The sequence below is a fragment of the Micromonospora sp. NBC_00898 genome (genome assembly GCF_045207895.1).
In the GTDB taxonomy this organism is placed as follows: Bacteria; Actinomycetota; Actinomycetes; order Mycobacteriales; family Micromonosporaceae; genus Micromonospora.
Map to the genome: position 1 here is coordinate 1,759,578 of NZ_CP108775.1, position 21,342 is coordinate 1,780,919.

At 72.5% G+C, this 21,342-nt stretch carries 18 protein-coding genes; 7 read left to right on the forward strand and 11 right to left on the reverse strand.

What is annotated here, in order from left to right:
• Positions 1 to 50: 50 nt before the first annotated feature.
• Positions 51 to 857 carry a SigB/SigF/SigG family RNA polymerase sigma factor gene (locus OG799_RS08505; RefSeq protein WP_406044497.1) on the forward strand — a complete coding sequence of 269 codons (807 nt, stop codon included), beginning with the start codon at positions 51 to 53 and terminating at the stop codon, positions 855 to 857.
• A 307-nt stretch (positions 858 to 1,164) separates the two neighbouring features.
• Positions 1,165 to 5,616 (forward strand): HAMP domain-containing protein, encoded by a 4,452-nt coding sequence (locus tag OG799_RS08510; protein ID WP_406044498.1) that lies wholly within the window; start codon positions 1,165 to 1,167, stop codon positions 5,614 to 5,616.
• A gap of 193 nt (positions 5,617 to 5,809) precedes the next feature.
• Here the strand turns inward: OG799_RS08510 and OG799_RS08515 are convergent, their stop codons facing one another.
• On the reverse strand, positions 5,810 to 6,670 hold the full coding sequence (locus tag OG799_RS08515; protein WP_406046243.1) for an SAM-dependent methyltransferase: 861 nt from the start codon (positions 6,668 to 6,670) through the stop codon (positions 5,810 to 5,812).
• A 291-nt stretch (positions 6,671 to 6,961) separates the two neighbouring features.
• On the opposite strand from OG799_RS08515, the gene OG799_RS08520 reads away from it, so the two are divergent.
• The 4 genes from OG799_RS08520 to OG799_RS08535 all read left to right on the forward strand — a co-directional run bounded on the left by OG799_RS08520 (position 6,962) and on the right by OG799_RS08535 (position 9,725).
• The gene (locus tag OG799_RS08520; RefSeq protein WP_406044499.1) at positions 6,962 to 7,651 is read left to right on the forward strand and encodes a DedA family protein; all 690 of its coding nucleotides are present in this window, start codon (positions 6,962 to 6,964) and stop codon (positions 7,649 to 7,651) included.
• Positions 7,652 to 7,825: 174 nt separating this feature from the next.
• The gene (locus OG799_RS08525) at positions 7,826 to 8,299 is read left to right on the forward strand and encodes a molybdenum cofactor biosysynthesis protein (RefSeq protein ID WP_406044500.1); all 474 of its coding nucleotides are present in this window, start codon (positions 7,826 to 7,828) and stop codon (positions 8,297 to 8,299) included.
• Positions 8,300 to 8,430: 131 nt separating this feature from the next.
• Positions 8,431 to 8,955 (forward strand): NUDIX hydrolase, encoded by a 525-nt coding sequence (locus OG799_RS08530; protein WP_406044501.1) that lies wholly within the window; start codon positions 8,431 to 8,433, stop codon positions 8,953 to 8,955.
• Between the two features lie 263 nt (positions 8,956 to 9,218).
• On the forward strand, positions 9,219 to 9,725 hold the full coding sequence (locus OG799_RS08535) for an ATP-binding protein (RefSeq protein WP_406044502.1): 507 nt from the start codon (positions 9,219 to 9,221) through the stop codon (positions 9,723 to 9,725).
• Positions 9,726 to 10,095: 370 nt separating this feature from the next.
• Here the strand turns inward: OG799_RS08535 and OG799_RS08540 are convergent, their stop codons facing one another.
• From OG799_RS08540 to OG799_RS08580, 9 genes are all read right to left on the reverse strand, one after another.
• Positions 10,096 to 11,925 (reverse strand): glycoside hydrolase family 15 protein, encoded by a 1,830-nt coding sequence (locus OG799_RS08540; protein ID WP_406044503.1) that lies wholly within the window; start codon positions 11,923 to 11,925, stop codon positions 10,096 to 10,098.
• A 61-nt stretch (positions 11,926 to 11,986) separates the two neighbouring features.
• Positions 11,987 to 12,283, reverse strand: coding sequence for a cupin domain-containing protein (locus OG799_RS08545; protein ID WP_406044504.1), 297 nt, complete (start codon positions 12,281 to 12,283; stop codon positions 11,987 to 11,989).
• A complete protein-coding gene (locus OG799_RS08550; protein WP_406044505.1) occupies positions 12,280 to 12,858 on the reverse strand; it encodes a gluconokinase in 579 nt (192 codons plus the stop codon). The genes OG799_RS08545 and OG799_RS08550 overlap by 4 nt, the downstream gene beginning before the upstream one ends.
• On the reverse strand, positions 12,855 to 13,715 hold the full coding sequence (locus tag OG799_RS08555; protein WP_406044506.1) for a sugar phosphate isomerase/epimerase family protein: 861 nt from the start codon (positions 13,713 to 13,715) through the stop codon (positions 12,855 to 12,857). Before OG799_RS08555 ends, OG799_RS08550 begins: the two co-directional genes overlap by 4 nt.
• Positions 13,712 to 14,884, reverse strand: coding sequence for a Gfo/Idh/MocA family protein (locus OG799_RS08560; RefSeq protein WP_406044507.1), 1,173 nt, complete (start codon positions 14,882 to 14,884; stop codon positions 13,712 to 13,714). The genes OG799_RS08555 and OG799_RS08560 overlap by 4 nt, the downstream gene beginning before the upstream one ends.
• A complete protein-coding gene (locus OG799_RS08565) occupies positions 14,881 to 15,714 on the reverse strand; it encodes a sugar phosphate isomerase/epimerase family protein (RefSeq protein ID WP_406044508.1) in 834 nt (277 codons plus the stop codon). Before OG799_RS08565 ends, OG799_RS08560 begins: the two co-directional genes overlap by 4 nt.
• Positions 15,711 to 16,565, reverse strand: coding sequence for a carbohydrate ABC transporter permease (locus OG799_RS08570; RefSeq protein ID WP_406044509.1), 855 nt, complete (start codon positions 16,563 to 16,565; stop codon positions 15,711 to 15,713). The genes OG799_RS08565 and OG799_RS08570 overlap by 4 nt, the downstream gene beginning before the upstream one ends.
• On the reverse strand, positions 16,562 to 17,542 hold the full coding sequence (locus OG799_RS08575) for a carbohydrate ABC transporter permease (protein ID WP_406044510.1): 981 nt from the start codon (positions 17,540 to 17,542) through the stop codon (positions 16,562 to 16,564). Before OG799_RS08575 ends, OG799_RS08570 begins: the two co-directional genes overlap by 4 nt.
• Positions 17,543 to 18,865, reverse strand: coding sequence for an extracellular solute-binding protein (locus OG799_RS08580; RefSeq protein WP_406044511.1), 1,323 nt, complete (start codon positions 18,863 to 18,865; stop codon positions 17,543 to 17,545).
• Between the two features lie 165 nt (positions 18,866 to 19,030).
• On the opposite strand from OG799_RS08580, the gene OG799_RS08585 reads away from it, so the two are divergent.
• Positions 19,031 to 20,071: a LacI family DNA-binding transcriptional regulator gene (locus tag OG799_RS08585; RefSeq protein ID WP_406044512.1), complete on the forward strand. Its 1,041-nt coding sequence runs from the start codon at positions 19,031 to 19,033 to the stop codon at positions 20,069 to 20,071.
• Positions 20,072 to 20,093: 22 nt separating this feature from the next.
• Here OG799_RS08585 and manD read toward each other — a convergent pair whose 3' ends face one another.
• Entirely contained in the window at positions 20,094 to 21,338 is a 1,245-nt protein-coding gene (gene manD, locus OG799_RS08590; RefSeq protein WP_406044513.1) for a D-mannonate dehydratase ManD, read from the reverse strand.
• Positions 21,339 to 21,342: the final 4 nt, after the last annotated feature.

Sequence of the window (21,342 nt, forward strand, 5' to 3'; positions counted from 1 at the left end):
GCCCGGCCCTGTTGGGGGTGCCGCGCCGACGCAGGAGAGGGATGGACGCCATGATCACCACGACCACCGCGCCGACGATCGACGCCAGCCGCGCCGCGGTCCACGGTGACGAGTCCCGCGCCAGCGAGCTGATCGCCGCCCTCGCCGCCCTGCCGCCGGACCACCCCGACCGGCCGGGCCTGCGCGACCAGGTGATCGAGGCGTGGCTGCCGCTCGCCAACCACCTCGCGCTGCGCTACAGCGGCCGGGGCGAACCGACCGGAGATCTGGCCCAGACCGCCGCGCTCGGCCTCATCAAGGCGGTCGACCGGTTCGACGCCTCCCGCGGGGTGGATTTCGCCGGCTTCGCCATCCCGACGATCCTGGGCGAGATCAAGCGCCACTTCCGTGACCGCACCTGGAACATCCGGGTTCCGCGCCGGCTGCAGGAGCTGCGGTTGCGCATCTCCGAGGCCAACGGCGCCCTGGCGCAGACGCTGAACCGGGCACCCACGGTCGCCGACGTCGCCGCCCACCTCGGCCTCACCGAAGAAGAGGTGCTGGAGGGCCTGGAAGGCGCCCGCGCCTACAACGCCGTCTCGCTGTCGACGCCGATCGGCGACGGCGCCAGCGCGACCGAGCTGGCCGACACCCTCGGCGCGGAGGACGGCGAGTACGAGCTCGCGGAGCTGCGGGTCGCGCTCGGCCCGGCGCTGGCCACCCTCGACGAGCGGGAGCGGAAGATCCTCACCCTCCGCTTCTACGGCAACCTGACGCAGAGCGAGATCGCCGCGCGGGTCGGGGTGTCCCAGATGCACGTCTCCCGGCTGCTCGCCCGGGCGCTGACCAAGCTGCGTGGCCAGCTCACCGAGGTATGAGGCCGGGCTCGGTCTGAAGAGCGCACCACACCGCCGTCTCGATCAGGCCGTGCGTGGCGGCTGACGGCCCCCGACGCCGCCGCGCCGTGGGGACGGCCCCGTCGGTGTTCCCTGTGCCGCCAACTCCCAGGCAGGTCGCCCCGCCCCGGGTCGGCACCATGCGGGGAGCGTGGCACGTGTCCATACTTTCGCAGTTGATGCTGCTTCGGACGGGTCCGACCGTCCGGCTGTTCCTCGTGAGGCGGTAGTGGTGGTCGAACAGACGGTCCCGCGGCGACGCGACGCGGCTCCGGGTGCGGGCGGGCCGATGGCGGACCCGGGCCTGCGGCAGTTGCTGGCGGGCCTGACGGCGGTCCGCGACGGTGACTTCGGCACCCAGCTGCCGGAAGACGCGGACGGCCTGCTCGGCGAGATCGCCACCGTCTTCAACGGCATGGTCGACCAGCTGTCGCTGTTCACCTCCGAGGTCACCCGGGTCGCCCGGGAGGTCGGTACGGAGGGACAGCTCGGCGGGCAGGCCGAGGTGCCCGGGGTGTCCGGCACCTGGAAGGACTTGACCGACTCGGTGAACGCCATGGCCGGCAATCTCACCGACCAGGTCCGCGACATCGCCGAGGTGGCCACGGCGGTGGCCCGGGGCGACCTGTCGCAGAAGATCACCGTCGACGTGCGGGGCGAAATCCTCGAACTGAAGATCACCATCAACACGATGGTGGACCAGTTGTCGTCGTTCGCCGACGAGGTGACCCGGGTGGCCCGGGAGGTGGGCAGCGAGGGCCGGCTCGGCGGGCAGGCCGAGGTGCCCGGCGTCGCCGGCACCTGGCGCGACCTCACCGACTCGGTGAACTTCATGGCCGGCAACCTGACCAGCCAGGTCCGCAACATCGCCCAGGTCACCACGGCCGTGGCCCGGGGCGACCTGTCGCAGAAGATCACCGTTGACGCGCGCGGCGAGATCCTGGAACTCAAGAGCACGATCAACACGATGGTGGACCAACTGTCGTCGTTCGCCGACGAGGTGACCCGGGTTGCCCGGGAGGTCGGCACCGACGGCCGGCTCGGCGGTCAGGCGCAGGTCAGCGGCGTCGCCGGCACCTGGCGCGACCTGACCGACTCGGTGAACTCGATGGCCGGCAACCTCACTGACCAGGTCCGCAGCATCGCCCAGGTGGCCACCGCGGTGGCCCGGGGCGACCTGTCGCAGAAGATCACCGTCACCGCGCACGGGGAGATCCTGGAGCTGAAGAACACCATCAACACGATGGTGGACCAGCTGTCGTCGTTCGCCGACGAGGTGACCCGGGTGGCCCGCGAGGTCGGCACCGAGGGACGGCTCGGCGGCCAGGCCGACGTCAAGGGCGTCTCCGGCACCTGGAAGGACCTCACCGAGTCGGTGAACGTCATGGCGGACAACCTCACCGCCCAGGTGCGCAGCATCGCCGAGGTCACCACCGCGGTCGCCAAGGGCGACCTGACCCAGAAGATCCGGGTGGACGCCCGCGGCGAGATCCTCGCCCTCAAGGAGACCATCAACACGATGGTCGACCAGCTCTCCGCGTTCGCCGACGAGGTGACCCGGGTGGCCCGCGAGGTGGGCACCGAGGGTCGGCTGGGCGGCCAGGCCAGGGTGTCCAACGTGGGTGGCACCTGGAAGGACCTGACCGACAACGTCAACGAAATGGCCAACAACCTCACCAACCAGGTGCGCTCGATCGCGCTGGTGGCCACCGCCGTCGCCCAGGGCGACCTGAGCCGGCAGATCACCGTGGAGGCCAAGGGTGAGGTCGCCGTCCTCGCCCAGACCATCAACACGATGGTCGGCACGCTCGGCGCCTTCGCCGACGAGGTGACCCGGGTGGCCCGCGAGGTGGGCACCGAGGGCCGGCTGGGTGGCCAGGCCCGGGTGCCGAACGTGGCGGGCACCTGGAAGGACCTGACCGACAACGTCAACTCGATGGCGAACAACCTCACCGGCCAGGTCCGCAACATCGCCCAGGTCACCACGGCGGTGGCCCAGGGCGACCTGACCAGGAAGATCGACGTCGACGCGCGCGGTGAGATCCTGGAGCTGAAGACCACCATCAACACGATGGTCGACCAGCTCTCCAGCTTCGCCGCCGAGGTCACCCGCGTCGCCCGCGAGGTGGGCAGCGAGGGCCGCCTCGGCGGCCAGGCCGAGGTCGAGGGCGTCTCCGGCACCTGGAAGCGGCTCACCGAGAACGTCAACGAGCTGGCCGGGAACCCCACCCGGCAGGTACGCGCGATCGCCGAGGTGACCAGCGCGGTCGCCACCGGCGACCTCACCCGGTCCATCACCGTCGACGCCCCCGGCGAGGTCGGTGAGCTCAAGGACAACATCAACTCCATGGTCGAGTCGCTGCGCGAGACCACCCGCACCAACCAGGAACAGGACTGGCTCAAGACCAACCTGGCTCGCATCTCCGGTCTCATGCAGGGCCACCGGGACCTCGACGTGGTCGCCGGCCTGGTGATGAACGAGCTGGCTCCGCTGGTCTCCGCGCAGCTCGGCACGTTCCTGCTGGTCGAGGAGGGCCAGGACGGGACCGCCCTGCGGGTGGTCGGCGGCTACGGCCACGACGCCAGCCGCCGCCGGTACGCCCTCGGCGACACCCTGGTCGGCCAGGCCGCACTGAGCAAGCGGGCGATCGTGGTCGACGCCGTACCCGCCGACTACGTCACCGTCTCCTCCAGCCTCGGCGCCGCCGCGCCGCTGTACCTGGTGGTGCTGCCCGTGCTCTTCGAGGACCAGGTCCTCGGGGTCATCGAGCTGGCCAGCATGAGCCGCTTCACCGAGGTCCAGCGCGACTTCCTCGACCAGCTCACCGAGACCATCGGCGTCAACGTCAACACCATCGTCGCCAACGCCCGGACCGACGTCCTGCTCACCGAGTCCCAGCGGCTCGCCGCCGAGCTCCAGGCCCGGTCCGAGGAGCTGCAGGCCCGCTCCGAGGAGCTGCAGCGCTCCAACGCCGAACTGGAGGACAAGGCGGCCCTGCTGGTCCGGCAGAACCACGACATCGAGACGAAGAACTCCGAGATCGAGCACGCCCGCCAGGAGTTGGAGGCCCGCGCCCAGCAGCTCGCGCTCGCCTCGAAGTACAAGTCCGAGTTCCTGGCGAACATGAGCCACGAGCTGCGTACGCCGCTGAACTCGCTGCTCATCCTGGCCCAGCTGCTGGCGCAGAACCCGACCCGGAACCTGACCGGCAAGCAGGTCGAGTACGCCACCGTCATCCATTCCGCCGGCACCGACCTGCTCCAGCTCATCAACGACATCCTCGACCTGTCGAAGGTCGAGGCCGGCAAGATGGACATCAACCTGGAGACGTTCGACCTGTCGGTGCTGCGTGACTACGTCGACGCCACCTTCCGGCCGCTGACCACCCCGCGCGGTCTGGAGCTGGACATCGTCACCGGCCCGGACGTCCCCATCCAGCTGCACACCGACGAGCAGCGGCTGCGGCAGGTGCTGCGGAACCTGGTGTCCAACGCGGTCAAGTTCACCGAGCAGGGCCGGGTGCAGCTGCGCATCGAGCGGGCCCGGCCGGACGAGCTGCCCGCCGGCGTCGAATTGGGGGAGGAGCCGATCGTCGCGTTCCGGGTCATCGACACCGGCATCGGCATCGCCGAGCAGCACCTGACGGCCATCTTCGACGCCTTCCAGCAGGCCGACGGCACCACCAGCCGACGGTACGGCGGCACCGGCCTCGGGCTGTCCATCAGCCGGGAGATCGCCCAGCTGCTCGGCGGTCAGATCACCGCGCAGAGCGTCCTCGGTCAGGGCAGCACCTTCACCCTCTACCTGCCGGTCACCGCCACCGGCCCGCTGGCGTCCGACACCACCTCCGTCGCGGTCGGCGGCCACCCGGCCGTCGCGCGGGAGCCGGGCACCCACCGATGGGTGGAGTCCCGGCGGCTGCTGGTGCTCGAATCCCACGACAAGGGTCTGCTCACGTTGCTGGCGCAGGCCGTCGCCGCGGAGACCGGCAGCCCGGTCGAGGTGGCCACGGCGGTGGACGCCGTCTCGGCGGTGGAGGCGCTCACCGCGCACCGCCACCGCCTTCTGGTGCTGCGCCTCGACGCGTCGGACGACAGCGGCACCGTCCTGCTGAAGGCGCTGAACGACAACGCGGACCTGCGCGGCGTGCCCGTGCTGGTCTACCACGGGCAACCGCTGACCCACGGGCAGGAGACCCTGCTGCTGGCGCTGGGTCAGGACCGGCCGTTGGAGGTCCTGAGCAGCCTCGACGAGCTGCGCGAGCGGATCGCGCTGCACCTGACGGCGGACAGCCCGGAACGGGTCGTGCCGTTCGCCAAGTCGACCGCCGCCCGGCTGCCCGGAAGCGATCCGCTCGCCACGGCGCTGACCGGCCGCAAGGTCCTCGTCGTCGACGATGACGCCCGCAATGTCTTCGCCCTGACCAACATCCTGGAGCTGCACGGCATCGACGTGGACTACGCCGAGAACGGCCGCAAGGGCGTCGAGACGTTGATGCGCCACGACGACATCGACCTCGTCCTGATGGACGTGATGATGCCGGAGATGGACGGGTACGCCGCCACCGCCGCCATCCGCGCGATGCCCCGCTACGCCGAGTTGCCGATCATCGCCGTCACCGCGAAGGCCATGCACGGCGACCGGGAGAAGAGCATCTCCTCCGGCGCCAGCGACTACGTCACCAAGCCGGTCGACGCCGACGACCTGCTGCACTGCATCCACCGGTGGCTCACCAGCTGACGCCGGACCGCCGCCCGCCTCGGGGACCCGGTGTCCCGGAGGCGGGTCGTGATCATGGCGGCGCCCGCCGGGCATCCCCCGGATGTTCGCGGGCTCGCGCACTCACCCGCCGCCGGCACTGCGGCTCGCCCACGCGCATCCCGGTTGACCGTGGCGGACCGGCGCGGGGCCGGCCCGTGGCCCGTCGGCGTGGTCAGGGCTTGCGGGCCACCGCCGCGTACATGGAGGCCTGCGCCGCGGGGGTGCGCTGCTCCGCCGGGTCGTCCGGCCGCCACTCGGTGACCGGGGTGATGCCCGGCGGGATCAGGTCGAGCCCGTCGAAGAACGCCGCGAACTCGTCGCGGGTGCGGAACGCCATGTCGATCATGCTGGTGGCGGCGGACGGAGCGGCGGCGGCCGCGATGTGCCGTGGCACCAGATCCGTGGTGGCGTGGGAGACCACCAGGTAGCTGCCGGAGGGTATGGCCTCCACCAACCGGCGGGTCACCCCGTACGGGTCGGCGCTGTCGGGGAGGAAGTGCAGGATGGCGACCAGCATCAGCGCGACGGGCCGGCTCAGGTCGAGCGTCGCCCGCAGGTCGGGATGCCCCAGGATCCGCTCGGGGTCGCGCAGGTCGGCGTCGACGTAGGCGGTGGCGCCGTCGGGCGCGCTGGTCAGCAGGGCGCGGGCGTGCGCCAGCACGATCGGGTCGTTGTCGACGTAGACGACCCGCGACTCCGGCGCGACGCGCTGGGCGACCTCGTGCATGTTCGGGCTGGTCGGGATGCCGGTGCCGATGTCGAGGAACTGCCGGATGTCGGCCTGCTCGGCGAGGTGGCGGGTGACCCGCTGCATGAACCGCCGGTTCTCGATCACGGTGGTGCGGATCGCCGGGTACGCGGCGGCCACCGCGTCGCCGGACTCGCGGTCCGCGGCGAAGTTGTCCTTGCCGCCGAGCCAGTAGTCGTAGCGGCGGGCGGCGTGCGGCACCGTCGGGTCAATCCGCGCCGAGGGTGAGGTGTCCTCCGCCCGGGTCCGTCCGTCCGAGCCGAGCGACTGCGTGGTGTCGGTCACCGCGACCTCCAGGGGCTGTGGGAACGGCACGGTGATCGTACCGACCCGAGGGCCGTCCGGCGGCCCCGCCGCATCCGTGACGGTGGATGTCGCCCGGCGGGCGGAGCGCACCCGGCGCAGGCCTTCCCGGGCGCCGCGTTTCTGCCCTGGTGATGGCGGGTAGCGGTGTGGGTGCCGGGCAGCGCGTCGGATCCGCCCGGGGCGTGGACAGGGTGTTCTGTCCGGCCACCGTCCGTCCGTACCCCCGTCGGCCCGCGTCCCGGACCGCCGTCCCTGCTTGGAGGTCCCCTGGTGTCGACGTCCCTGGCTCTGCCGGCCGCGGGTCCCGGTTTCCTCGATCCGGAGTGGCTGATCAGCACCTTCGGGTTGATCGGCATCCTCGCCATCGTCTTCGCCGAGTCAGGCCTGCTGGTCGGGTTCTTCTTCCCCGGTGACTCGCTGCTGTTCACCGCCGGGCTGCTCGTCGCCGACGGCCGCTACCTGCAGCAGCCGCTCTGGCTGGTCTGCCTGCTGGTGGCCGTCGCCGCGATCGCCGGGGACCAGGTGGGCTACCTGTTCGGCAAGCGGGTCGGCCCGAGCCTGTTCCGCCGGCCCAACTCGCGGCTGTTCAAGCAGGAGAACGTGCAACGGGCCAACGACTTCTTCGCCAGGTACGGGGCCCGTTCGATCGTGCTGGCCCGGTTCGTGCCGGTCGTGCGGACGTTCACGCCGATCATCGCCGGGGTGAGCCGGATGCGGTACCGGACGTTCCTGATCTACAACGTGCTGGGCGGGGCGCTGTGGGGCATCGGCGTCACCGTGCTGGGCTACTTCCTGGGTCAGATCGCCTTCGTCAAGTCCAACATCGAGTTCATCGTGCTGGTCTCCGTGCTGCCGATCGGCATCCAGTTGCTCCGGTCCCGTCACCGCCGCGCCGGTACGGGCCACCCCGAGGCGGTACGGGCGCGGGTCACCACGGCGGAAAACGGCTCGACGAGCTGACCGGAAGGCGGCCTCCGCGCTGCCGTCAGCTCGGTCGGTTGGTGGGGCAGGAGTCGTCGGGGTCGACGGCGCCCATGATGCGGCGTCCGGCCTCGCGCAGGTGCCGCTGCTGTGTCCTGGTCAGCGGGTTGAAGACGCCCCGGCGGTGCCTGACCGGTCCCTAGAATCGCTGGCATGCCGCGGATCGTGCAGTTGCTGGCCTCGCCCGTGCACCGCTACGTGGGCCGGCCCGCGGACGGCCCGGTGCCGGTGCCGCCCGGTGAGTTAATGGCGGAGATCCACGTCCGCGCCGGCCTCGGCATCGTCGGCGACCGGTACTTCGGCAAGCCGGCACACCGCGACGCGAGCGTGACCGTGATCGCGCAGGAGTCGCTGCCGCCCGGCGTCGACCTGACGCAGGTCCGCCGCAACGTCCTCACCGCCGGCATCGCCGTGGACGAGCTGATCGGCTCCGTGCTGAGCCTGGACTCCGGGCAGGGGCCGGTCAGCCTGCGGGTCCGCCGCCCGGCGAACCCGTGCGCATGGATGGACACCGCCATCGGACCCGGTGCGTGGCGGGCGCTGCGGCGACGCGGCGGTGTCCGCTGCGTCCCCCTGAACGACGGTACGCTGCGCGTCGGCCCGGTCGAGGTCAGCGTCAGCGACTAGCTTGATCTTTAACCCCTGAGGTCCTGTGGGGACCCCGGCCGGTCACGGATGCAGCCCTCTGTCCTGTTGATCATGTATTGGTGGCTGGTCATCCATCGATGTAGTCAGTCTGCGTAGGTGGGATTACGGCGTTGCCAGCGCCGGAGGCCTTCATCGCGGTGGGCGACTGGTACGACGACGGCGCGCCGACGACCGAGGCCAGATGGTGGCCCTCCTCCACGGATCCGGCATGGCATGATTTCGCGGTGGCCAGCTATGACGTGGCGCTCGTCCTGCTCGTCAACCCCTCGGGCGCGGTCCTCCTGCAGCACCGCGACGAGCACACACCGGTCTCGCCGAACCAGTGGAGTCTGCCCGGCGGCCGCATCGAACCCGGTGAGACGCCGCAGGAGGCCGCCCGGCGGGAACTGCTGGAGGAAACCGGCCTGACCGTGGGCGAGCTGCACTCCCTCTGGACCGGCCCACGCCCGTATGAGGAGGGCTTCCCGCACACGGTCACGGTCTACGCCTTCCGCGGCACCACCGACGCAGGCCAGGAGGACGTGGTGCTGGGCGAGGGCCGGGCAATGGTCTTCGTCCCCCGCGACGAGGCGCTCGACCGGGAGCTGGCGGTCTCTTCCGCGCTGGTCCTACCTCTTCATCTCGAGGCCACCTAGGAGGTACGCCTCGACCGGGAGCGACCGACGAGGGCCGGCGCGAGCTGAGTTGACACCTGCGGACAGCTTGCTGCCGCCTCCGATGGAACAGGGGCGGCAGCGAGCTCCCCGGCGCCGGCGGCAGGCAGGGGACGGCTGTCGCATCGGGCACGTCGAGGCCGCGCCACGCCCGGGTCGGAAGTGGCTCGGTATGCCTCCCGACCTGCGCGTAGTTGCTTTTTGGCAACGGTCGCGGCGTTTCCACCGATGTGTAGCCTCCTACCGTGACCGAGGATCCCGTGCCGCCCGACCCGAGTCATCCGACTCGGGTGCCGGCCAGGGTTCCTCTGCTGTCCGAGGACTTCGCCGCCGGCACCGTCACCGCCCTGCGCCACCGGCTGGCGGCCGCGGTGACCGGCGCGGGTCTCGCCGGCGACGCCGGCTACGATTTCGTCCTCGCCGTGCACGAGCTGGTCACCAACGCGGTACGGCACGGCGGCGGCGCTGGCCACCTCGACCTCCGCCGCCAGGACGACGTGCTGATCTGCGAGGTCAGTGACCACGGTGCCGCCCCCGGCCGCCTGCCCGTGCGGCTGCCCGCCGTCGACGTCGCCGGCGGCCGAGGCCTGTGGCTGGCCCACCAGCTGGCCGAGGGGCTGATCCTGGCCAGCGGGCTGCACGGGATGACCGCCACCGTCACCGTCTGCCTGACGCCCACCGGCGGCCCGGACGGCGGCGCCGTCACCGCCGCACCCCGCCCCGCCGAGCCCGCGGAGGACCACGAGCGATGAGTCCCGCCCACCCGGCGTCAACCGGGGTGGGGCCGTCGCCCGTACCCTGCGCAGCACCGGCGTCCTCGACGCCCTCCCGCCGTCGCCGGCCTGATCCGCCCGTCGGTACGACCCGGCGGGGCAGCGCCACCGCGGCGGGCACGGCACAAGCGGGGCAGCGCTCCCGTCGTGGCGGGTGTAGATTTGGCGCGCCGGCTCAGGCGGTTCCCCCCGTGATCGCCTGAGCCGGCCTCGACATCGTCCCGGTGCGCCGCCACGCGCGGCCTACGACCAGCCCGCCCCGACCGGCCCGCCGCGATCCGGTTCCCTGGCACGACGGCACCGGTTCGGCCGTGCCGGGCGGGAGACGGTGGCGGCGGTCGCGCCCGGCTCAGCTCCACTTGTCCACGGGAATCCGGCGGTCCGGTGCGGGCGGCAGCACGCGGTGTCCGGCGTCGAGGTCGCTGAGGCCGCCCGCCGCGTTGATCAGGCCGATGTGCGAGAACGCCTGGGGAAAGTTGCCCAGCGGTTCGCCGGTGCGCGGGTCGATCTGCTCGGCGAGCAGGCCCACGTCGTTGGCCCGGTCGGCGAGCCGCTCGAACAGTTCCCCGGCGTGCTCGCGTTCGCCGGCCATCGCCAGGCAGCCCACCAGCCAGAACGAGCAGATGACGAAGCCGGCCGGGTCGCCGTCCCAGCGGCGGAGCAGGTCGCCGTCGGCGAGCCGCTCACGGACGGCCCGCACGGTCGAGCGCATCCGCGGGTCGGTCGCGGGCAGGAAGCCGACCAGCGGCATCAGCAGGACCGAGGCGTCGAGGTCGTCGGAGCCGAACACGCCGGTGAACGCCCCGGCCCGCTCGCTCCACGCCTCGGCCAGGATCGCCGCCCGCACCTCGTCGCGGGCCACCGCCCAGCGCGCGACCTCCGCCGGCTCGGCCAGCCGGGAGCCGAACCGGACCGCCCGATCCAGGGCCGCCCAGCACTGCACCTTCGACGACACGTAGTGGCGCTCGGCGTCGCGTGCCTCCCACATGCCGGCGTCCGGCAGGCGCCAGTCGTGCGCGGCCCGGTCGGCCATCGCGCGGAGCAGTTGCCGGACGTCCGGCCGGAGCGGGTCGAGACGGTCCCGCATCATCCAGGCCGCCCCGAGGATCTCGCCGACCACGTCGGTCTGCCGCTGCCGCCACGCGTCGTTGCCGATCAGCACCGGCCGGCTGCCGGCGTACCCGGTGAGGTGGTCGAGGTGGTGCTCGGTGAGGTCCCGTTCGCCCTCCACGCCGTACATGATCGGCACCGGGCCGTCGTCGATGACGCCCATCGAGCGGGCCATCCACTCGAACTGCCGGTCCACCTCGTCGCTGCAGGCCGCCCGCGACAGCGCCTCCAGCGTGAGGCTGAAGTCCCGGACCCACACGAAGCGGTAGTCGTAGTTCCGCTCGCCGCCCAGCTTCTCCGGCAGGGACGTGCTCACCGCGGCCACCACCGCGCCGCTCGGCCGGTACGTCAGGCCCTGCACCACCAGGGCGCTGTGCCGCACTCGCTCCCGGTAGAGGCCGTCGTACTCGTGCAGCGCCAGCCAGGACCGCCAGCCGGCGACCGCGTTGTCGATCACCTGATCGGCGTCGAGCGGGGCCGGTGCGGCCGCGTCGTAGGCCGGCGCGTACCCGAGGGTGAACTGCCGGACCTCGCCGGCGCGGACGGTGAACGACCCGCGGGCCTCGGCGGGTTCGCAGCTCAGCTCCGCGTCGGCGCGCAGGTCGAGCCGGGTCGCGCCGGCCGTGGCGACCAGCCGCCCGTCCTCCCGGCGCAGGCGGGCGGTCACCCGGCCGTACTCGAACCGGGGCCGGTAGCGCAGCCGCATCCGGACCTCGCCGGCCAGGCCCCGGACCACCCGGGCCAGCACCCGGGGCGATGAGCGACCGATGTCGTGGCCCCGGGCGCCCGGCTCCAACGCCAGGGCGTCGGTCACCGCCACCGCGCCGGTCGCGGTGGTGAAGACGGTACGCAGCACCAACGAGTCGGTCAGGTAGGCGCGGTCGGTGGCGAAGTCGGCCTCGGGCTGGATCACCCAGTGCCCGGCGTCGTCGTCGAGGATCCGCCCGAACACGGCGGGGCCGTCGAAGCGGGCGGGGCACCACCAGTTCACGGAGCCGGCGAGGTCGACCAGGGCCGCGCTGCGGCCGTCCGCCAGGAAGCCGTGGTCCCCGATCCGCGCGCTGGTCACGAGGATGACTACCCGAGCGGGCCCGGGCCAGTCACGCCGCGGCGGTCCCGGCGGCCGTTGGTCAGTATATGGTCACCAGGGGCCGGCTGTCGTCGACGAAGTACGAGGAGAGCATCCGCGGCTCGACGGTGCCGATGTTGCGGGCGTTGTGGATGGCCCCGGGTGGGATCAGGAACGGCTCGCCGGAGTGCACCGTGAGCGCGGGGCGGTCGTCGAACTCCATCACGATGTCGCCCTGGATGAGGTATCCGACCTCCTCGCCGGGGTGGCTGTGCCGTGGGCACGGGAATGCAGGTGGCGACGGTGGGAAGGCGGCGGTGTTCGGTACGACGAGGAGGACGTTCATCCCGTTCGTCACCGATGTACCGACCCGGGTCCGCTCACCGGCTGGGCCGCGACCGCGGGGCGTGCAGTGATCGTCCGCACCACCTCCGCGACGGTGGTCGCCGCGTCGACGGGCACCCGGACGGCCGGTTCGTCGGCCGCCGGCGGTTCGAGCGTGGCGAGTTGGCTGTCCAGCAGCGACGCGGGCATGAAGTGCCCGGGCCGGTCGGCGAGCCGGGCGACCAGGACCGAGCGGGGTACGTCCAGGAACGCGAACCTCACCGGCGGTCGCCCGGCCCGGAGCCGGTCCCGGTAGGACCGCCGCAGCGCGGAGCAGGCGACCACCCCGCCCTGGCCGGCGGCGCGCCACCGGTCGATCAGCCCGCCGATCGCGTCCAGCCACGGCCACCGGTCGGTGTCGCCGAGTGGCTGGCCGGCCGACATCTTCGCCACGTTGCGTGCCGGGTGGAAGTCGTCGCCGTCGGCGAACGGCAGGCCGAGCGCGTCGGCGAGCGCCGCGCCGACCGCGGACTTGCCGCTGCCGCTGACCCCCATCACGATCACGCACCCGGGGCCGGGCGGCCGGCCCGCCGGGCGGGCCGGCGTCACGCCTGCTCCGCGCGGACGCGCCGGTCCAACTCCCGCAGGTAGGCCAGGTTGTCCCGGGTGCGCTCGGCCAGCGGCGAGGCGGTGGAGAAGTCCTCGACGGTCACCCACCCGTCGTACCCGAACCGGCGCAGCGCGCCGAGGTAGGCTTCCAGGTCGGCCTGCCCCTCGCGCAGCGGCGCCCACTCGGCCGACCAGCGCGGTCCGCCGTCAACCCGGGTGCCGGTCACCCGCCACGCGACGTTCTTGACGTGCACGTGGGCCAGGTACGGGCCGAGCAGCTGGAAACCGGCCAGCGGATCCTCGAACCCCTCGATGGCCAGGTTGCCGATGTCGTGGATGACCCCGACCTGCTGGGGCGGCAGGCCGTCGAGCAGCCGCATCGCCGCGGACGCGGACGCGACGATGGTGCGGTGGTGCAGCTCGACCAGCGCGGTCACCCCGTGCTCGGCCGCACGCCCGGCGACCCACGCCATGTCCCGGCGGGTCCGGTCCATCAGCTCCCGGTAGTCGCCGCTGCCCAGCTGCGGCATGGTCACCCGGACCCGGCCCGCCCCGAGCGTGGCCGCGGCGGCCAGCACCCGCTCGACGTCGGCCTGGTCGGACGCCGGCGCGTACGCGCCGAGGCCGGACAGCGCCAGGCCCGCGTCGCGGGTGATCGCGGCGATCCGGGGCAGCTCGCCCTCCAGCCCGGTCAGCGGCACGGTGGCCCGGTTGCCCGCCCAGAACCCGGGCGGTTGCGCCGGCTCCTGGTCCGTGACCCGCCACTCGATGCCGTCCCAGCCCTGCGCGGCCAGCTGCGCGACCGCCTCCTCCGGCGTCCAGTCCGGGGTGGAGGCGGTGAACACCGACCACCTCATCGCGCCACCTGCGCCGGCACGGCCGCCGCGGCGGCGGTGCTCTCGATGGTGGCGAGCACGTCGTCGAAGTCGCCGGCGAGCACCGCCGGCACCGACACCGGGCGGTGCAGGTGCGCCGAGAGGTAGACCGCCTTCACCACGGCGACGTCGAGCAGCGCGTCGGCGGCGGTGACTCCCGGCCGGCGGCCGGCGCGGATCGCGTCGACCGTGTCGTGGTACTGCCGCAGGTGGCCGGTGACGAAAGCGTCGTCGGGCTTCGGCGCGCCGCGCAGCTCCGCCGCGGGCACCGCGTCGCCGGACTGGTCCGGCCCGTCGGCGTACGCGGACGGGTCGGGGCCGCCGGCCGTGTGCAGGTACTCCAGCTGGTCGTCGTGAAGCACCGCGGACCCCTGCGAGCCGTGCACCTGCAACCGCACCCCGAGACCCGGGTACGCCGCGGTGGTGGCGTGCAGCACGGCGAGTGCCCCGTCGGTGAACCGGATCGTCGCCGTCGCGACGTCCTCCACCTCGATCCCCTCGTGGGCGAGGACGCCGGTGTAGGCGAACACCTCCGCGGGCCGGCCGAGCAGCCACACCAGCAGGTCGACGGTGTGCACGCCCTGGTTCATGGTGGCGCCGCCGCCGTCCTGCGCCCAGGTGCCGCGCCAGCCGGCCGAGTCGTAGTACCGCTGGCCCCGCCACCACGGCACGCTGGCCACCGCCGAGGTGACCCGCCCGAGGTCACCGGCCCGCACTCGGGTGGCGACCGCGACGCTGGCCGGGTCGAACCGGTGCTGGCAGATCACCGCGCAGACCTGACCGGCCGCCTCGGCGTCCGCGGCGGCCCGGGCGATGCGCCGGGCCGCCGGCAGGGAGGCGTCGAGGGGCTTCTCGACGAGCACGTGCGCGCCGGCCGCGAGGGCCTCCTCGGCGAGGTCGGCGTGCGTGCCGCTGGGGGTGCAGACCACCACCAGGTCGGCCGCCTCGGCGGCGAGGGCCTCGCCGAGCGAGGCGTACCGGGCCGGCGTCGGGGCGCCCTGCTCGCCGACCCACCCGGCGAGCCGGTCGTTGGCCTGCGGGTCCGGGTCGGCGAGCGCGACCAGGCGCAGGTCGGGGTGGCGCAGGATCGCCCCGGCGTGGGTACGGGCGATCACGCCGCTGCCCACGATGACGACGTTGAGTCCGGTCATTGCAGATGCACTCCTATCGAGGTGGTGAGGTCCGCGAACGCGCGCGCCGCCCGGCCGAACTCGGCGGGGCCGGAGAACCCGCCGAGATCGTGCTGGCTGGCGAGGTGCGGTTCGAGGGAGGCGAACCCGGCGTAGCCGTCGTCGCCCAGCGCGGCGAGGGTCCGGTGCAGCTGGCCGTCGCCGTGGCCGGCCGGGACGACCTCGCCGGTGGCCGCGAGCGCGTCCTTGACCTGCAGGTATTCCAGGTGGGGGCGCAGCAGCGCGTACCCGTCGTCGTAGGGCCGCACCCCGACCTGCACGAAGTTGGCGTTGTCCCAGGCGACGCGGAGCGCGGGCGAGTCGACGGACTCGACGAGGTCGGCGACCCGCGCCGGCACGTCGCCGTAGATGTCCTTCTCGTTCTCGTGCAGCAGCACGACGTCCGACTCCTCGGCGAGCCGGGCGAAGGCCCGCATCCGCGCCAGGACGGCGTCGCGGATCTCGGCCGGGGCCACCCCGGCCGGGCGGTAGAACGAGAAGATCCGGACGTACCGGCTGCCGAGGCGGTGCGCGGCCGACACGGCGGCGCGCAGCCGGGCGAGTTCGCCGCCGTCCTCGGTGGTCACGTCGACCTTGCCGATGGGCGACGCGATGGCCGAGACCGCCATCCCGCGCGCGTCGACGGCCGCCGCGAGGGCATCCAGTTGGGCGTCGGTCAGCTCGACGATGTTGGTGCCCCACGCGCTGCGCACCTCGATGTGGCGGGCGCCCAGGGCGGCGAGCACGGCGAGCTGCACGGCCGGGTCGGGATCGATCTCGTCGCCGAAGCCGGAGAGGGTCCAGGTCGTCACTTCACGCCTCCCGCCGTCAGGCCGCCGACGATGTAGCGCTGGAAGGCGAGGTAGAGCGTGACGACCGGCAGCGCGCAGACCAGCGCCGCCGCCATCGCCTGCCCGTACGGCGGGATCGCCCCGCCCTCCTGGGAGGTGCCGAAGACCTGGAGCACGACCGCCGCCGTGCGGGTGTCGACGTTCGTCATGACGGAGGCGAACAGTACGTCGTTCCACCCGAGCAGGAACGAGAAGATCGCGGCGACGACCAGGCCCGGCCAGCTCAGCGGGATCACGATGCGGCTGAGGATCTGCCAGGTCCCGGCGCCGTCGATGCGCGCCGCCTCCATCAGCTCGCCGGGCAACCCCCGCAGGTAGGTGACCATGATCCAGGTGGCGAACGGCAGCCCGAAGGTGAGGTAGGTGACGAACAGCGACCAGCGGGTGCCGATGGTGGCCACGCCCAGCGTGTCGCCGATCGTCGCGAAGAGCACGAAGACCGGCAGCAGCAGCAGCGTGCCCGGGATCGACTGCATGCCGAGCAGCGCGCGCAGGACGGTGCGCCGGCCCCGGAACGCGTACCGCACCAGCACGTACGCGGAGAAGACACCGACCAGCGCGCAGGCCACCGCCACCGTGCCGGCGACGAGCAGGCTGTTGGCCAGCCCCCGGCCGAGCGGGACGGTCGACCAGATCTGGCGGTAGTTGGCGAGGGTGAGCTGCTTCGGCCAGAATTCGCCGGCCGCGACGGCGAGGTCGGTGTTGACCGAGGCGAGGACGACGTAACCGACCGGCGCGGCGACGATGGCGAGCAGGAGCACCGTCAGGGCGGCCTGGAGCGGTCGCGGCAGCAGACGCAGCACCGGGTTCATGCGGAGGCCTCCTGGGTGTCGAGTCTGACGGTGCGCAGGTAGACCAGCAGCGGGACCAGGATCAGCACGAGCGAGATCACGGCCATCGCCGCGCTCAGGCCGAAGCGCAGGTTCTGGAAGCTCTCCACGTAGGTCAGCACCGGCAGCACCTCCACGTCCTGCGGGCTGGGCACGCCGAACATCACGAACGGCAGGGTGAAGCTGTTGAACATGTGCAGCAGCGAGATGATCACGGCGAGCGAGACCGGGCCGCGCAGCAGCGGGAAGATGACGTACCGCAGCTTCGCCAGCCACTCCGCGCCGTCGAGCGCCGCCGCCTCGTGCAGGCTGTCGTCGACGCTCTGCAACCCGGAGAGGGTGAGCAGGTAGATCAGCGGCCAGGACGACCAGGCCTGCACGAGGAGCAGGGCGAGGTAGCTCTTCGGCCCGTTGAGCCACAGCCCGCCGTCGATGCCCAGCCCTGCGAGGCCGTGGTTGGCGACGCCGTCGGGCTGGAGGATGATCCGCCAGATGATGCCGACGACGAAGGCCGGCAGCACGTACGGGATGAGGTAGAGCGACCGGACCAGCGCCCGGCCGCGGAACGGCAGGTGCGTGGTCAGCGCGGCGGCCACGCCCAGCGGCAGCGCGACGAGCGTCGCGACGACCGCCGCGGATCCGCTCACCCAGATCCCGTGCAGCAGGTTCGTCTTCGTCAGCGCCTCGACGTAGTTGCCGATGCCGATGAACGGCGCGGACAGCCACTGCCGGAACGTGTACTGGTCCAGGTCGAGCAGCGACATGACGATCGCGACGGCGAACGGCACGACGATGACGGCCGCGGTGAGCACGCCGCCCGGCGCGAGCAGCCAGAGCGCGGCTCTCGAGCCGGCGGTGGAGCCGGCGCGGCGGCGCCGCCGCGCCGGGCGGGTCACCCCGGGCCGGCGAAGGTCGCCGGCACCCGGGGCGTCCGCCGTCACGGAATCGGTGACGGACATCTACTTCGCCTTGTCCAATGCGGCCTGCGCGTCGGACTGGGCCTGGGTGAGCAGCGCGTTGAGGGCCTTGTCGTCGACCTTGCCGGCGGCGAGGTTCGGCACCGACTGGACGACCACGTTGACCAGCGCCAGCTGGACCTTGCTCCAGCCGCCGTTGAACGGCGTGCCGTGCGCCTTCGACGCGGAGTCCACGATCGCCGCGAGCGCGGGGTCGCTGACGAGAGTCTTCGCCAGCTCGGCGTTCGTCGGCAGCTCGCCGAAGGTCTTGTAGTAGGCCTCCTGCGACTCGGCGCTGGTGAGCAGGTTGACCAGGCGCAGGGCCAGGTCCTTGTTCTTGCTGTACTTGGCGATCACCAGGTTGTCGCCGGAGAGGATGCTGGTGGCGGCGACGCCGCCGGCGGGCAGGGCGGTGGCGCCCGGCGGGACGGTCGGCATGAGCGCGTAGCCGTACTTGCCGGCGACGGCGGACTTGTCCAGGGTGACCTTCGAGCTCGCGGAGACCATCGGCAGGAACGCGGCCTTGCCGGCGCCGAACGCGGCGAGCGCCTGGGCGTTCTTCCAACCGGTCGCGGCCGGGTCGACGACCTTGTCGGTGGCGAGCCAGCCGAGGTACGTCTGGTACGCCTTGACCGTCGTCGGATCGGTCAGCCGCGCCTTGCCGTTCTCGACCAGCGGGTTGCCGGCCTGGACGCTCATCGCCCAGATGAACTTCCACGGGTCGTAGGTGTCCCCGTAGCCGATCGCCAGGCCGTACCTGCCGTCCTTGGTCAGGCTCTTGGCCTGCTGGAGCAGGCCGTCCCAGGTCGCGGCGGGCTTGTCGATGCCTGCGGCGGCGAGCAGCTCCTTGTTGTACGCCATCACGAACGGGCGGCTGACGAACGGAATGCCGACCTCGTGGGTGGCGTCCGGCCCGGAGATGCCCAGGGTCGCCGGCAGGAACCGGTCCCGGCCGCCGATCTTCGTCCAGTCGTCGGCGGTCAGGTTGACGAAGGCGCCGGTGGAGAACGCCGTCGGGGTGAACGTGGTGCCGAGCGCGTAGATGTCCGGCCCCTGGCCGGAGAGCATCGACGTCTGGATCTTGGTGAGCTCGTCCGTGGGGCTGGCGAAGGTCTCGAAGGTGACCGTCGTCCCGGTCTGCTGCTGGAACTTCGCCGAGACGTCGGCGAACCACTGCTTCTGCTCGGTGGGGTAGACCGCGTTCGCCCCGACGAGCACGTTGAGGGACTTCGGTGTGTCGGCGGCGCTACCGGAGCCGCAGGCGGTGAGGGGTATGGCGGTCGTGGCGGCGAGGGCCGCCGCGAGAAGTGCACGGGTGGCGTTCATCTGTGCTCCTTGGGTGGTGGTGTCCGGAAAGGAGGGTGTGGATACACATCGCCAGGTGCCCGGGGGGTCGCCCCCGCCGGTGAACGTGCGTGGGACCGTAACAACCGTGGAAACCGGGCGGCAATCGGTTGCCATTAATTGCCATGTCGTGCTCTGCTGATCCGCATGACCCCCGAAGGTGCGCCCGCCCCGGGCACCGCCACGCGCCGGGACGGCCGCGTGACCATCAACGACATCGCCGCCCTCACCGGCGTCGCCGCCTCCACCGTGTCCCGGGCGCTCAGCCGGCCCGACCGGGTCAACCGGGTGACCCGCGAACGGATCCAGGCCGCCGCCCGCGACCTGAACTACGTGCCCAACACCCAGGCACGGGCGCTGTCGTCGGGGCGTACGGACACGGTCGCCCTGCTCGTCTCGGACGCCACCAACCCGTTCTACTTCGGCCTCATCCGCGGCGCGCAGCAGCAACTGCGCGCCGCCGGCCTGGCCCTGCTGCTCGTCGACACCGAGGACTCACCCGAGCTGGAGAACGACCTGCTGGGCAAGGTGCGGCGCTCGGTCGACGGGGTGATCCTCGCCGCCTCCCGCCTGCCCGAGAAGACGCTCACCGCCGTCGCCGCCGAGCTGCCGGTGATCACCATCAACCGCAACGTCCCCGGGGTGCGCAGCGTCGTCATCGACAGCCCGGACGGCATCATGCAGGCCGTCGAGCACCTGGTCTCGCTGGGCCACCGGCAGATCGCCTACGTCGCCGGGCCGCCGTTCTCCTGGGCGAACGAGGCCCGCTGGCGGGCGCTGCGCAGCGCGATGGCCCGGCACGGCCTGACGGGGATCCGGGTCGGGCCGTTCGGCGCGTCCCGCCGGTCCGGGTCGGCCGCCGCGGACGCGCTGCTGAACACCGGCGCCACCGCCTGTGTCACCTTCAACGACCTGCTCGCGATCGGCATCCTGCACCGGCTGGCCGAGCGCGGCATCGACGTCCCGACTGAGATCAGCGTGGTGGGCTGCGACGACATCTTCGGCGCCGACTTCTGCAGCCCCCCGCTGACCACGCTCACGGCGCCGATCGAGCAGGCCGGCCGGATGGCGGTGTCGATGCTGCTGGAGCAGCTGGACGACCTGGGGGAGAAGACCTCCCGCCGCACCCAGCTGCTGCCGACGCACCTGACCGTCCGGCGGTCCAGCGGCCCGGCGCCCCGCCGGTGACCGGGCCCGGCGCCGGCCGGTCTCACCAGTCGTGCATCGACCCGTCGAGCAGCCGGTTGACCGGCAGGTACGCCTGTGCGTACGGGTGCGCCCGAGCCACCTCGTCGGCGTAGTCGACCCCCAGCCCCGGCTCGTCCCCGGGGATCAGCAGGCCGTCGCCGAACCGGTACGTCGGGCGGAACACCTCGTCGGTGCGGCGGTCGTGCTTCATGTACTCCTGGATGCCGAAGTTGTGCAGCGCGATGCCCAGGTGCAGCGCGGCGGCGAGCCCGACCGGTGAGACGTCGGTCGGGCCGTGCACCCCGGACTTGATCTGATACACCGCCGCGTAGTCCATGATCCGGCGTAGGCCGGTCACCCCACCGGCGTGCGTGACGGGGGAGCGGACGTAGTCGATCAGCTGGTGCTCGATCAGCTCGCGGTAGTCCCAGATGCTGTTGAACACCTCGCCGATCGCCAGCGGCGTGGTGGTGTGCTGGCGGACCAGCCGCAGCGCATCGGGGTTCTCCGCCGGCGTGGCGTCCTCCAGCCAGAACAGGTCGTACGGTTCGAGAGCCTTGCCCAGCTTCGCCGCCTGGATCGGGGTGAGCCGGTGGTGCGCGTCGTGCAGCAGCGGCAGCTCCGGGCCGAACTCGTGGCGGACGGCCTCGAAGACCATCGGGGCGTGGCGCAGGTAGGCGCGGGTGTCCCAGCGCTCCTCCACGGGCAGCGCGCCGCGGCGGGCCGGCTCGTGGTCGTACCGGGCCGACCCGCCCGCGCCGGTCGCCGCGTTGGCGCTGGCGGCGACGCCGTAGACGGAGTCGAGGCCCGGGATGCCGGTCTGGATCCGGATCGCCCGGTAGCCCTGCGCCAGGTGGGCGTGGATCGAGTCGAACAGCTCGGGCAGCTCCCGGCCCGAGGCATGCCCGTAGGCCAGGCAGCCGGTGCGGCTGCGCCCGCCGAGCAGCTGGTACAGCGGCAGGCCGGCGAGCTTGGCCTTGATGTCCCACAGCGCGGTGTCGACCGCGGCGATCGCCGCCATCGTGATCGGCCCGCGCCGCCAGTACGCGCCCCGGTACAGGTACTGCCAGGTGTCCTCGATCCGGTGTTCGTCGCGGCCGAGCAGCAACGGGACGACATGCTCGGACAGGTACGCGGCGACGGCGAGCTCGCGGCCGTTGACGGTCGCGTCGCCGAGCCCGGTCACCCCGTCGGAGGTGGTGATCCGCAGGGTGACGAAGTTGCGGCCGGGGCTGGCGACGAGCACCTCGGCGGAGGCGATGGTCATGGCG

Coding starts and splice junctions, on each gene's coding strand:
- OG799_RS08505 (WP_406044497.1), top strand. CDS start 51: ATGATCACCACGACCACCGCGCCGACGATCGACGCCAGCCGCGCCGCG.
- OG799_RS08510 (WP_406044498.1), top strand. CDS start 1,165: ATGGCGGACCCGGGCCTGCGGCAGTTGCTGGCGGGCCTGACGGCGGTC.
- OG799_RS08525 (WP_406044500.1), top strand. CDS start 7,826: ATGCCGCGGATCGTGCAGTTGCTGGCCTCGCCCGTGCACCGCTACGTG.
- OG799_RS08555 (WP_406044506.1), bottom strand. CDS start 13,715: ATGAGGTGGTCGGTGTTCACCGCCTCCACCCCGGACTGGACGCCGGAG.
- OG799_RS08560 (WP_406044507.1), bottom strand. CDS start 14,884: ATGACCGGACTCAACGTCGTCATCGTGGGCAGCGGCGTGATCGCCCGT.
- OG799_RS08570 (WP_406044509.1), bottom strand. CDS start 16,565: ATGAACCCGGTGCTGCGTCTGCTGCCGCGACCGCTCCAGGCCGCCCTG.
- OG799_RS08575 (WP_406044510.1), bottom strand. CDS start 17,542: ATGTCCGTCACCGATTCCGTGACGGCGGACGCCCCGGGTGCCGGCGAC.
- OG799_RS08580 (WP_406044511.1), bottom strand. CDS start 18,865: ATGAACGCCACCCGTGCACTTCTCGCGGCGGCCCTCGCCGCCACGACC.
- OG799_RS08585 (WP_406044512.1), top strand. CDS start 19,031: ATGACCCCCGAAGGTGCGCCCGCCCCGGGCACCGCCACGCGCCGGGAC.
- manD (WP_406044513.1), bottom strand. CDS start 21,338: ATGACCATCGCCTCCGCCGAGGTGCTCGTCGCCAGCCCCGGCCGCAAC.